Source organism: Dyella sp. (assembly GCF_035503745.1).
In the GTDB taxonomy this organism is placed as follows: domain Bacteria; phylum Pseudomonadota; class Gammaproteobacteria; order Xanthomonadales; family Rhodanobacteraceae; genus Dyella_B.
This window is the reverse complement of sequence record NZ_DATJTC010000043.1, coordinates 127,140-138,982: the sequence shown is the minus strand read 5'-3', so window position 1 is coordinate 138,982 and position 11,843 is coordinate 127,140. Positions and strand designations below refer to the sequence as shown.

General features: G+C 64.8%; 12 protein-coding genes and 2 tRNA genes. 3 read left to right on the top strand and 11 right to left on the bottom strand.

Annotated features, from left to right (window positions below; all coding sequences use genetic code 11):
- Window positions 1-214: hypothetical protein (locus VME63_RS17125; RefSeq protein ID WP_325434568.1), on the top strand; the 214-nt coding region annotated here is incomplete at its 5' end.
- Here VME63_RS17125 and VME63_RS17120 read toward each other — a convergent pair.
- From VME63_RS17120 to VME63_RS17070, 11 genes are all read right to left on the bottom strand, one after another.
- Window positions 177-262 (bottom strand) — tRNA-Tyr (locus tag VME63_RS17120). The two genes, VME63_RS17125 and VME63_RS17120, sit on opposite strands and share 38 nt — an antisense overlap.
- 104 nt (window positions 263-366) lie before the next feature.
- Window positions 367-855 (bottom strand): acyl-CoA thioesterase, encoded by a 489-nt coding sequence (locus VME63_RS17115; RefSeq protein ID WP_325434566.1) that lies wholly within the window; start codon window positions 853-855, stop codon window positions 367-369.
- A 41-nt stretch (window positions 856-896) separates the two neighbouring features.
- The gene (locus VME63_RS17110) at window positions 897-1,394 is read right to left on the bottom strand and encodes a GNAT family N-acetyltransferase (RefSeq protein WP_325434564.1); all 498 of its coding nucleotides are present in this window, start codon (window positions 1,392-1,394) and stop codon (window positions 897-899) included.
- 101 nt (window positions 1,395-1,495) lie between these two features.
- Complete coding sequence (gene ychF, locus VME63_RS17105; protein WP_325434563.1) at window positions 1,496-2,587, bottom strand: redox-regulated ATPase YchF; 1,092 nt, start codon at window positions 2,585-2,587, stop codon at window positions 1,496-1,498.
- Between the two features lie 60 nt (window positions 2,588-2,647).
- Window positions 2,648-3,232 (bottom strand): aminoacyl-tRNA hydrolase, encoded by a 585-nt coding sequence (gene pth, locus VME63_RS17100; RefSeq protein ID WP_325434562.1) that lies wholly within the window; start codon window positions 3,230-3,232, stop codon window positions 2,648-2,650.
- 86 nt (window positions 3,233-3,318) lie between these two features.
- Window positions 3,319-3,990, bottom strand: coding sequence for a 50S ribosomal protein L25/general stress protein Ctc (locus VME63_RS17095; protein WP_325434561.1), 672 nt, complete (start codon window positions 3,988-3,990; stop codon window positions 3,319-3,321).
- 320 nt (window positions 3,991-4,310) lie between these two features.
- Window positions 4,311-5,267, bottom strand: coding sequence for a ribose-phosphate diphosphokinase (locus VME63_RS17090; RefSeq protein ID WP_414648284.1), 957 nt, complete (start codon window positions 5,265-5,267; stop codon window positions 4,311-4,313).
- 33 nt (window positions 5,268-5,300) lie between these two features.
- A tRNA-Gln gene (locus VME63_RS17085) sits at window positions 5,301-5,377 on the bottom strand.
- Between the two features lie 29 nt (window positions 5,378-5,406).
- Complete coding sequence (ispE, locus tag VME63_RS17080) at window positions 5,407-6,792, bottom strand: 4-(cytidine 5'-diphospho)-2-C-methyl-D-erythritol kinase (protein WP_325434560.1); 1,386 nt, start codon at window positions 6,790-6,792, stop codon at window positions 5,407-5,409.
- A 64-nt stretch (window positions 6,793-6,856) separates the two neighbouring features.
- Window positions 6,857-7,468, bottom strand: a complete 612-nt coding sequence (gene lolB, locus VME63_RS17075; RefSeq protein WP_325434559.1) for a lipoprotein insertase outer membrane protein LolB — start codon at window positions 7,466-7,468, stop codon at window positions 6,857-6,859.
- Window positions 7,465-9,204 (bottom strand): tetratricopeptide repeat protein, encoded by a 1,740-nt coding sequence (locus VME63_RS17070; RefSeq protein WP_325434558.1) that lies wholly within the window; start codon window positions 9,202-9,204, stop codon window positions 7,465-7,467. Before VME63_RS17070 ends, lolB begins: the two co-directional genes overlap by 4 nt.
- A gap of 96 nt (window positions 9,205-9,300) precedes the next feature.
- Between VME63_RS17070 and hemA the strand changes: the two genes are divergently transcribed.
- Window positions 9,301-10,575 carry a glutamyl-tRNA reductase gene (gene hemA, locus VME63_RS17065; RefSeq protein ID WP_325434557.1) on the top strand — a complete coding sequence of 425 codons (1,275 nt, stop codon included), beginning with the start codon at window positions 9,301-9,303 and terminating at the stop codon, window positions 10,573-10,575.
- A gap of 69 nt (window positions 10,576-10,644) precedes the next feature.
- Window positions 10,645-11,724 (top strand): peptide chain release factor 1, encoded by a 1,080-nt coding sequence (prfA, locus tag VME63_RS17060; protein ID WP_325434556.1) that lies wholly within the window; start codon window positions 10,645-10,647, stop codon window positions 11,722-11,724.
- Window positions 11,725-11,843 lie beyond the last annotated feature (119 nt).

Sequence of the window (11,843 nt, the reverse complement as noted above, 5' to 3'; positions counted from 1 at the left end):
GTGGATTACTCCGGGCATTCTGCCCTCCGCCCTCCGGGCCGCGCCGCTTTCGCGTCGCGTTCAAAATCGCATCCTGCGATTTTGTCGAACCGTCATCTTGGTTTCGGTGGTTCAAATCCACCTCCAAGGCTTCGGTTCATTTATCCCGCCAGTCAGACCATCCGCGAATGGTCAGCTGGTGGAGGGAGGTGGATTCGAACCACCGAAGGCGTAAGCCAGCAGATTTACAGTCTGCCCCCGTTGGCCGCTTGGGTATCCCTCCAACAAAGAACGGCTATTGTGTGGATTGGGGCTTGTCGTGTCAACACCCGACGGGGTCGAAAGAGCCGATTTTTCGCCACTTTCCGGCACTGCCGATGCCTAGGTTCAGTCGTTCCCGGCAGCGCGTGTATCGACCAGTTGCTCCATGCTCTTGGACAGCTCCAGCAGGCGCAGCGCCTGCTCCTGCAAGCGGCGCTCATTGTCGTCGCGCGGCGACCACGGCGGCACCGGCGTAGGCTTGCCATCGGGCTTGTCCAGTGCCACGAATACCATCACGCAGCTGGTTGCCAGGCGCTCTTCGCTGGTACGCAGGTCGCGCGCGAGCACATCCACGGCCATCTGCATGCTCGACTTGCCGGTATGGATCAACTTGGCGCGCACACTGACCAGGTCGCCGATCAGGATGGGCTTGACGAACTGGATGCCGCTGACTGCCGCGGTAACGCAGTAGGCTCCGCTCCAGCCGACGGCGCAGGCGTAACCGGCCTGGTCGATCCATTTCATCACCATGCCGCCGTGCACCTTGCCGCCGAAGTTGACGTCGGTCGGCTGCGCCATAAAGCGGAAGGTCACTTCATTTTGCTGGCCTGACATGGCGTCTCCAATGAACTGAATCTATGACGGGTGGGGGCGCATTATGCGCTTTTGCCGGCACGGACTGGCAACACCAGTCGCATCGGGGTGGTCATCAGGCCGCTGGGCGAAAGCCGTTCGGGGCCGGTCGCGCGAAAGCCCAAGTGCCGGTAAACCGGCACCGCGCAGCGGGTGGCGTTGAGTGTGAAGCGGCGCGTGCCGGCGCGGCGCAGGGCGTCTTGCATGGTTCGCGTCCACAACTGCCGCGCGAAACCGCGCCCTTGATACTGGGTGCCGACGAAGAATTGCACCAGGTGGCAGTCATCGCGCATGGCCGAAACGCCGACCAGCCGATCGCCCAGATAGCCCAGATGAAAACGCTGCCCACCCGCGATTTTTTCGCGCAGCGTTCGCGCACTGAGCCGCGCAAGCAGCGCTTGTCCGGCTTCGAACGTTTGATCGGGAAGAATCCATCGGCGGGCGAGGCGACGGATCAGCACGCCGATGATGCGCGCATCGTCGGGTTGTGCCAGGCGTATGCGCAAAACCGGTTCGGGCATGGGAAATTCCGCGCTGGGGAATGTTCTCGCGTCACGCTGATCGTGGCACGAAAAAGCCCCGCTTGCGCGGGGCTTTGGGGGTGTTCGGCTACGCGAAAAACTTAGACGTTGAAGAGGAAGTGCAGCACATCGCCGTCTTTCACCACGTAATCCTTGCCTTCCTTGCGCAGGCGCCCCGCCGCGGCCGCGCCGGACTCGCCCTTGTATTGAATGAAATCGTCGTAGGACACGGTTTCTGCACGAATGAAGCCGCGCTCGAAATCGGTATGAATTACGCCCGCGGCCTGCGGCGCGGTAAACCCGCGCTTGATGGTCCAGGCGCGCACTTCCTTCACGCCGGCGGTGAAGTAGGTTTGCAGGTTGAGCAGCTTGTAGCCGGCGCGAATCACGCGGTTGAGGCCCGGTTCGTCCAGGCCCAGATCTTTGAGGAACTCATCGCGATCGGCGTCGTCCAGCTGCGAAAGTTCTTCTTCGATGGCTGCGCACACCGGCACTACTTCGGCGCCCTCGGCAACCGCGCGCTGACGCACGGCATCCAGGTGCGGATTGTTATCGAAACCGTCCTCGCGCACGTTGGCGATGTACATCAGAGGCTTGAGCGTGAGCAGGAAAAGATCGCGCACCAGCTCCTTTTCCTCTTCATCCAGGCCCAGGCTGCGCGCGGTCTTGCCTTCGTTGAGACCGGCGGCGAGCTTTTGCAGTACCGGCTTCTTGGCGATGGCTTCCTTGTCGTTGGCCTTCGCCGCGCGCTCGGCGCGGTTGAGCGCCTTCTCGACGGAATCGAGATCGGCCAGCGCCAGCTCGGTATCGATGGTTTCGATGTCGGCGATCGGATCGACCTTGCCCGCTACGTGAATGATGTCGCTGTGTTCAAAGCAACGCACCACATGCGCGATGGCATCCACTTCGCGGATGTGCGCGAGGAACTTGTTGCCCAGCCCTTCACCCTTGGACGCGCCAGCCACCAGGCCGGCGATGTCGACGAACTCCACCGCGGTGGGAATCACCTTCTGCGGATTGACGATGCCGGACAAGGCCTGCAGGCGCGGATCGGGTACCGGCACCACACCCACGTTCGGTTCGATGGTGCAGAACGGGAAATTCGCCGCCGCGATACCCGCCTTGGTCAGCGCATTGAACAGGGTGGATTTGCCGACGTTAGGCAGGCCGACGATGCCGCATTTGATGCCCATGATGTGGATCCAAAAAGAAAAACCGTAACGAAGGGGAAGGGTAGACCGGCACGATGACGGTCACCGGCTCCCCGCTGTGTGAAGCTGCTGCATGGCCTTGTCGAACTGCCCATCGACGGCCAGCGGCAGCACGTCCAGCGCGCGCGCGATGCCATCGAGCATGGCGTCCTCGTCTTTTGCCGAGGGCGGGCCCAGCACCCACGGCGTCACCTGGTCGCGATGGCCAGGATGGCCGATGCCGATGCGCATGCGGTGGAATTTGCCGTGCCCGAGGTGGGCGATGATGTCGCGCAGGCCGTTCTGGCCACCGTGGCCGCCATCGAACTTCAGGCGTGCCGTGCCAGGTGAAAGATCCAGGTCGTCGTGCGCGACCAGGCACTCGTGCGGCTCGATCTTGTAGTAGCGCAGCGCCGAGGCAACGGCGATACCGCTCTTGTTCATGAAGGTGGCGGGCTTGAGCAGCCACACCGGTTCGCCGTCGATGCGCACTTTGCAGGTTTCGCCATGCAGCTTGCCATCGAGGCCAAAGCGCTCGCCCTGCCCCGATGCCAAAGCATCAACAAACCAGAACCCGGCGTTGTGCCGGGTTCGAAGGTATTGGGCACCGGGATTGCCCAGCCCGACGATGAGTCGTAGACCTGCCATATGTCAGGTGGTCGCGCGTCCGCAAGATGAGCGGCCCATCCCGCCCCTCTCTCCCGTGGAGAGAGGGCACGAGAGGCCATGACGGCTTACTTCTTGGACTGCTGATCCTTGGAGGCCTCGGCAGCCGGCTTGGCGGCTTCGCCTTCGGCACCCTCGGCCGGAGCTTCGTCAACTTCTTCCTGCACGGTCACGGCGGTGACCACGGCCACGTCATGATCGGCGCCCAGGTGCAGCGCAACGATTTCCACGTCGGCCGGCAGCTTCAGTTCCGACAGGTGGACGATGTCGCCGGGCTTGAGGCCAGCCAGGTCGAGTTCGATGAACTCCGGCAGATCCTTCGGCAGGCAGGAGATTTCCACTTCGTTGAGGTTGTGCGAGATGACCACGCCAGCGGTCTTGCCGGCGGGGGACTTCTCCTGGTTGAGGAAGTGGATCGGCACGTTCACGCGGATCGCTTCGTTCTCATTGATGCGCAGGAAGTCCATGTGCATCATCTGCTGCTTGAACGGATGCTTCTGCCAGTCGCGCACCAGCACTTTCTGCACCTTGCCGTCGACGTTCAGGTCGAGCACCGAGGAGAAAAACCACTCGTGCTTGGCGGCGAGCAGGATGGTGTTGTGCTCGATCTGGATGCTTTCGGGGGCCTGCCCCGCGCCGTAAACGACGGCCGGCACAAAGGACGCACGACGCAGGCGGCGGCTCGCACCTTTCCCCTCGTCTTTGCGGCTCTGAGCCAGAATCTCATGAATCTTAGCCATGTCAGTATTGCCTTAAGGTTTGGAAGCCGCCTCACGGCAGCCGGATGGACTCCCCCGCGACCAGGAGAGTCGAAGTGTCCGCTTACGCGGACGGAAAAGCGGGTAAGTATACAGAAATCCGGGCTTTTGCGCCCCTCCCCCGGGCGGGCGGGGGCGGGGGCTTGCCCCGCGATGAGGGCGGCCAGGGCGCGGTTCCAAGGAAGCATGGGGGCGAGAGCCCTGCCCCTCGCCGCGGCCCGCCTCCTGAACGGGGCGCGTGGGAAAAGCGGAACGCGGCATCCTCCTCCCCCCGCGGGGAGAGGAGGAAATGCCCGGTACGGCTAGTCGATGTAAAGCGAGCTGACCGATTCGCCGAAGGCGATGCGGCGGATCGTCTCGGCCAAGAGCTCGGCCACGGAAAGCTGGCGGATCTTGCCGCAAGCCCTGGCTTCATCGCGCAGCGGCAGGGTGTTGGTGACCACGAGCTGATCGAGCTGGGACCCCTCCAGATTGCGGATCGCCGCGCCCGACAGCACGGGGTGGACGCAATAGGCCACCACCTTGCGGGCGCCACGGTCCTTGAGGGCCGCCGCCGCCGCGCACAGGGTGCCGGCGGTGTCCACGATATCGTCCACCATCACGCAGGTTTTGCCTTCGACATCGCCGATGATGTTCATCACGGTGGCCACGTTGGCCTTGGGACGGCGCTTGTCGATGATGGCCAGGTCCGCGTCGTCCAGGCGCTTGGCGATGGCGCGGGCGCGGACCACGCCGCCCACGTCGGGGCTGACCACGATCAGGTCGTCCATGCTGTAGTTGCGCCAGATGTCGGCCAGCAAGATCGGCGAGGCGTAGACGTTGTCGACGGGGACGTCGAAGAAGCCCTGGATCTGGTCGGCGTGCAGGTCCACGGTCAGCACGCGGTCCACCCCGGCGGTGCCGATCAGGCGGGCGACCAGCTTGGCCGTAATCGGCACGCGCGCCGAGCGCGGACGGCGGTCTTGGCGGGCATAGCCGAAATACGGGATCACCGCCGTGACGCTGGCCGCCGAGGCGCGCTTGAGCGCGTCCACCAGGGTCAACAGCTCGAACAGGTTCTCGGCGCTGGGGGCGCCGGTCGGCTGCAGGACGAAGACTTCCTGCCGGCGGACGTTTTCTTCGATTTCGATCTGCACTTCGCCGTCGCTGAACTTGCCGACGAGCGCCTTGCCCAGCGGCACGCCGAGCCGATGGGCGACATCTTCGGCCAGGGCGCGGTGAGCGTTGCCGGTAAACAGCATCGGGCTGGACGTATCCACGATTGTTCCCTCGAAAACCAGGCCATTGAAAAATGGCTGGGGCGGTAGGATTCGAACCTACGCATGCGGGAATCAAAATCCCGTGCCTTAACCAGCTTGGCGACGCCCCAGTGTTCAGCTTGTTGTAGTTTGCTTCGGATCAGCCGGCAGCGCCATGACGCAACAGCGCCTGGTGCAGCGGCGACCGGCCGACGCCTTGGGCCACCCAGGCCGTGAACGCGGCCGGACAACGCCCGGCGACGGCCTCAGCCTGCTCGACCGTCGCCGTCTCGAGGAAAACGCAACCGCCGCTGCCGGAAAGGCGTGCGTGGCCGTGATGTCCGAGCCAGTCGAGCGCAGCGGCGACCCGCGGGTAGCGCGCGCGAACGAGCGGTTCGAATGCGTTCTCCAGCGTTTCGCCGGAAGCAAAGGATGAAATTGTGGCGGGGGGAGCATTACGTGTCAATTCAGCCGTTTGAAATAATTCGACCGCCGACGTGCGTTCATGCGGGTCGACCAGCACATACCACCGGCGCGGCAGGCTGATCGGCTTGAAGTGTTCACCCGTTCCCGACACCCATGCGGATCGTTGCAGAACGAACACCGGCACGTCCGCGCGCAAGCTTCGCGCCAGCGTGGCAAGCTCGTCGATGCCGGCGTTGCAATGCCACAGCTGGTTGAGCGCAACCAGCACCGTGGCGGCGTCGGAAGCGCCGCCGCCCAAACCGGCCCCGATCGGAATGCGTTTGTCGATCTCGATGTCGACGCCCGCTTCGACACGCGCATGCGCGCGCAACACGTTCGCCGCGCGCAGCAGCAGATTCTGTTCCGCCGGCACGCCCGCCACGGAGTTCAACAACTGGACGGCACCACCCGTACGCACGCGCAGGCGGATCTCGTCGCCCCAATCGAGCATGCGGAAAACGGTTTGCAGCTCATCGCAACCATCCGCGCGCTGCCCGGTGATGCGCAGGAATAAACTGAGTTTTGCCGGCGCGGGCCACACGCTCCATTCGCTTGCAGCGGGTGCGGACAAGGGGCGCGACATGAATACGCGCAAGGCGTCGGGGAAGCCGTTTTCGCGATCGCGATCGCGCGCATAGGCGAACGCGGGGTCGTGCTTGTCGACGACGGTAAATCCATGCCGGGCATAGAACGGCATATTCCACGGCACGTCGGCCAGGGTGCCTAGATCGACCCGGCGATAACCCGCCGCCCGCGCCCACTCGCAGGCACGCTGCAACAGCGCCGCGCCGATACCGCGACGACTGCAATCGGGCAGCACGTCGATTTCGGCGATGCCCACGACATCGCCACCATGTTCGGTATCGAGCCAGATGAAGCCGACCGGCTCGTCGCGCACATCGTCCAGGGCCACCCACACCAGCCCGCGCTGGATCGCTTCTTCCAGCAGCTCGGGCGGAATCGCCATGGATGCGTAGAACGGCCACGCCGCGTGACCGCGAAACATCTGCACGGCGGCGCGCTCGATGGCGCAGAGGGCATGGACGTGCGCGGTAACAGCGCGTTCGATACGAAAATTCATGAGTGATGCGTCAACCGCCGCAAGCCGCGACGGCGGCAAGCGTAACGCATGCGCAGCAAAGCGCTTACTGCATCGTCCAGGACTGGATGGATAGTTTCACCATGAAAGGCGGCTTCCTGGCGAACACCTTGGCCGGCAGCGGCGGTTGATGCGTGGTGTCCCAGGCCGGATAGGTGATGTCCCAGCCATCCTGTTGCAGCGAAGACAGCAGCCGGTTGTCGTCGAAACTCAGTTGTGCCACCCCACCCTGCGCCGCCCGTGTGCCCATGACCCATGCACGCAATTGGCCGAGCGGAACGTCCCAGTTCAGCACGCGGCGCATCAGCGCCTCGGCGTCCGGGCCGGTTTGCGGGCCGCCATCGAGCCCGTCCAGCTCGGCGCCGTCGGGACCGCCGGTCAGGCGAAAGCTCTTGCCGGTAATGGGTGCGCGCAAGATGAACTCGTAGCGGTCGCCGTTCTGCGTCCACGTGACGGTTCCGCCATTGCCGTCCTGGCCGTTGGACACGAACAGGTGGCCTTGCAAGGTCCAGTGGTCGGCGTGGGCCAATTGTTTTTCGCGCGCGTCCTGCTGCGCCAGCGATGCGGCATCGCCTTGATGGCGCACAAGCTGTTGGGGCGCGCAGGCGGCCAGCAGCAGCGGTGCGAGCGCTGCGAGAATGCGTAGGGACGATTTCATGGTTCCAGGCGCTTGAGGGTTTCTTTCAGATTAACGTTGCCCGGATCCATCTGGCGCACTTGATCGAAGATTTGCTGCGCCTGTTCGTGCCGCCCTTGCTTCCACAGCACCTCGCCCAGATGCACGCCAACGTCGGCGTCCTTGCCGGACTGCCATGCGCCGCGCAGGATCTGCGCCGCCTCGTTGAGGTGGCCCAGGCGATACTGCAGCCAGCCCCAGGAGTCGGCGATGGACGGATCGTCGGGCTTGGCCGCGCGTGCCGCGGCGATCAGTTTTTCCGCCTCGGGGAGATCGCGATCGGCGTCGGCGAGCGTGAATCCCAAGGCATTGCTCGCATCGACGTCGTCCGGCTTGATCTGCAGCAGGTGGCGGAAATCGGCGACGGCCAGATCGATCTTGCCGATCTCCGCGTAGGCAAGCCCGCGTCCGTAGAGCAGATCCGGATCGTCGGGCACCACCTGCAACGCATGGGTGAACGCATGGGTGGCTTCGCCGTAGCGCTTTTCGCGCAGATAAAGATCGGCGTCCACTTCATAGGCCCGACGCAGCTGCGCGGGCTGGTCGAGGTAATCGGTCTGCATTTGGGCCAGTTGCTGGTGCGCCTCGGCGCTGCGGCCCAGCGACTGCAGCAGGATCGCGCTGCGCAGATCGGCGTCGAAGGCATGGTCGTCGTCATCGGGAACCTGGCCGTACCACTTCAGCGCCTCCTCCTTGTGATCGAGCACCTCGGCCAATTGGCCCAGCAGATAGGCACTGGCATCGCGCACGTCGGCCGGCGCATGCGAGAGCTGCTGGTACACCTGCGCCAGCGTCTTGTCATCTTTGGCATTGGCGGCCAGCGCCGCGCGCATGGCATAGGTCTGGGCGTTCTGCGGACCTTTTTCCAACAGCTTGGTGGCCTGCGCATATTGGCCGGCCTGGCCGAGCAGGGACGCATAGGTCAGGCGCAGCCCGATGTTGTCGGGGTCTTTCACCTGCGCCTGGCGCAGCAGGCTGAGACCGCCGGTGCGGTCGCCGTTGTCGAGTCTCAGCTGGGCGGCCCAAGCATAGGTCTCGGCGGTACCGAAGCGCTTCATGGCGCCATCGGCCACTTGCTCGGCATACGCGTGACGGCCCAATTGCTCGCCCAGCTCGCTCATCGCCAGCCACGCCTTGGGGTCGGGCGGCAGGCGGTCGGGGGTGGCCAGTGCCTGAAGCAGGTTCGACGCCAGCGCGGGATCGCGACTGCCGATCAGCACGCGGCCGAACATGCGCCAGGCCTCCTTGTCGCCGCTGGACAGCAGCAGGCTCAGCTGGTGGCGCGCCTCGTCGGATTGACCCTGCTCCACCGCCAGTTCGGCACGCGCCTGGGCCAATTGCGCCTTGGAGGCACCCAACGCCTGCCAGCGATCGATGGCACGGCCGGCGGCGACCGGATCGTGGATGGCAATCCCCAGCGCGGCCGACTTGCCGGCCACATCGGGGTCGGACGAAAGCATCATCGCCCTGCCATAAGCCTGCGAGGCGGCCTTGAGATCGGACCGGGACAACGCCAATTCACCCGCCAGCAGCTGGGCGAGCAGATCGTGGTCCAGGTCAGGCGTGGCCACGGTCAAGCGCGCCAGCGGCTGAGGCGATGCCTTGGATGCGACACCTGCCCGGTTGGGCAACACGGCGCATCCGGCGACGCTCAGCACGACCAACCCGCCAGCTACAAACTGCCGCACTTGCTTGAACTTGACCGTCCCGCTCAGCACACTATTCCTCCATCCATCCAACGGTTCCGGTCAGATCTGCCGGGCTCGTGTAGTCTACGCCGGCCAACGCCCGACGCCTCTTATTTGCATCACGACATGAAGCTGATCGCCCTCGGGCTCAACCACCTCACCGCGCCCATTACGCTGCGCGAACAGGTGGCGTTCGATGAGGATGCGACCGGCGCCGCGTTGCGCGACCTGGCCAACCAGCCGGGCATCGACGAAGCGATGATCCTTTCCACCTGCAACCGCACCGAGCTTTACGTCAGCGTAACGGAAGGCGCCGAGGGCGTGCCGCAGGAATGGCTCAATCGTCATCATCGTTTGACTGCCGGCAAGCTGGACGAGTTCCTCTACCGCCATGATGACGAAGCGGCCGTGAGGCATATGTTTCGAGTCGCCACCGGCCTCGACTCGATGGTGCTGGGCGAACCGCAGATTCTCGGCCAGGTGAAAGACGCCTACCAGCAGGCACGCGACGCCAACGCGTTGAAAACACCGCTGGACCGTCTGCTGCAACACACTTTCGCGGTGGCCAAGCGCGTGCGTACAGATACGCGCATCGGTGCGCATACCGTCTCGGTGGCGTTCACGGCGGTGCGCCTGGCCGAGCGCGTCTTTACCGATTTGCGACAGGCCTGCGTGCTCTTGATCGGCGCCGGCGATACGATCGAACTGGCGGTCAGGCATCTGGCCGAGAAACAGGTCCGCCGCCTGATCGTCGCCAACCGCACGCTGGAAAATGCACAGGAACTGGCCAGCCGCCATGGCGGCTATGCCGTTGCCCTGTCCGACCTCCCCCAGCATCTGGCCGAGGCCGACATCGTCATTTCCTCCACCGCCGCACGCCAGCCCGTGCTCACCCGCGCCATGGTGGAAAAAGCCATCGCGGCGCGTCGGCGCAAGCCGATGTTCATGGTCGACATCGCCGTGCCGCGCGACATCGAGCCGGCCGTCGGCGAACTGGGCGACGTCTACCTCTACGGCATCGACGACCTGCGCCAGGTGATCGACGACAACCGCCGTTCGCGCGAGAACGCTGCGCGCGAGGCCGATGCGATCATCGATCTGCAAGTGGAACGCTACATGGCGTGGCGACGTGCGCTGACAGTGAAAAATCCGGCCATGGATCTTCGCCAGCACGCCGAGGTCTATCGCGACCAGGTGCTGGAGAAGGCGCGCGCCATGCTCGCGCGGGGCAAATCGCCGGAGGAAGCGCTGGCGTTCCTTGCCAACACGCTTACCAACAAGCTGCTGCACCATCCCAGCGCACGCCTGCGCGAGGCGGCGCTGAGCGGCGATCACGACCTGCTGCACGCCGCCGGCCGCCTGTACCGACTCGACGAAAAGCCCCAGGCGGACGAAGAGTAGCCGGACCGAATCGTCCATCGCCCTTTATCATGGGCCGCTCGATCACCCCCTTGCCTGCCGCTCTCGTCGATGACGCCATCCATCCGCAGAAAACTCCAAGCCATCGCCGAACGCCACGAGGAAATCGGCTTGCTGCTAGGCCAGCCCGACGTGCTTGCCGATACCCAGCGCTTCCGCGAACTGTCGCGCGAATACGCGCAGCTCGAACCCGTCGCCCTGGCGATGGGCGAACAGGCGCGGCTGGAGCGCGAGCTGGCCGATGCGCGCGCCATGCTCGACGATCCGGAGCTGCGCGACATGGCCGCCGACGACATCGCCCGGCTGGAATCGCGCGGTACCGAATTGGACGGCCAGCTGCAGTGGCTGCTGATTCCCAAAGACCCGCGCGACGAGGCCAACCTGTTCCTGGAGGTGCGCGCCGGCTCTGGCGGCGACGAAGCGGCGATTTTCGCCGGCGACCTGTTTCGCATGTACGCGCGCTACGCCGAACGGCAGCGCTGGCAAGTGCAGGTGCTGAGCGAAAACCCAGGCGAACACGGCGGCTACAAGGAAATCGTCGCCCTCATCGAGGGCAAGGGCGCGTTCTCGCGGTTGAAGTTCGAATCGGGCGTGCATTGCGTCAAGCGCGTGCCGGTGACCGAGTCGCAAGGCCGCGTGCACACCTCCACCGCCACCGTGGCGGTGCTGCCGGAGCTTGACCAGATCCAGGACATCGAGCTCTCCCCGGCGGACCTCAAGATCGACACTTTCCGCTCCTCCGGCGCGGGCGGCCAACACGTCAACAAGACCGACTCGGCCATCCGCATCACCCACCTGCCCAGCGGCATCGTGGTCGAATGCCAGGACGAGCGCAGCCAGCACAAGAACCGCGCCCGTGCCATGAGCCTGCTCAAGGCCCGCCTGCTCGACGAGGCGCAGTCCAAACAGGCCGCCGAACAGGCCCAGTCGCGGCGCCTGCAAGTGGGCACGGGCGACCGCAGCCAGCGCATCCGCACCTACCGCTACAAGGACAACCTGGTCACCGACCACCGCATCGGACTGGACCTGCACCGCTTGCCGGAGATCATGCAGGGCGACCTGGACGAACTGCTCGACGCACTGACCCGCGAACACCAGGCCGACGAGCTGAAATCGCTGGCGAGCACCTGAGCAACAACCGCGCCCCGCAGTCGCGGTACGCTAGGGCCAAGGGGATCCTCGAAGCATCTCACGCCACCACCTTCCGGCCATCGGATGGCGGCGGACGCCAGGCATTCGAGTGCCGTACC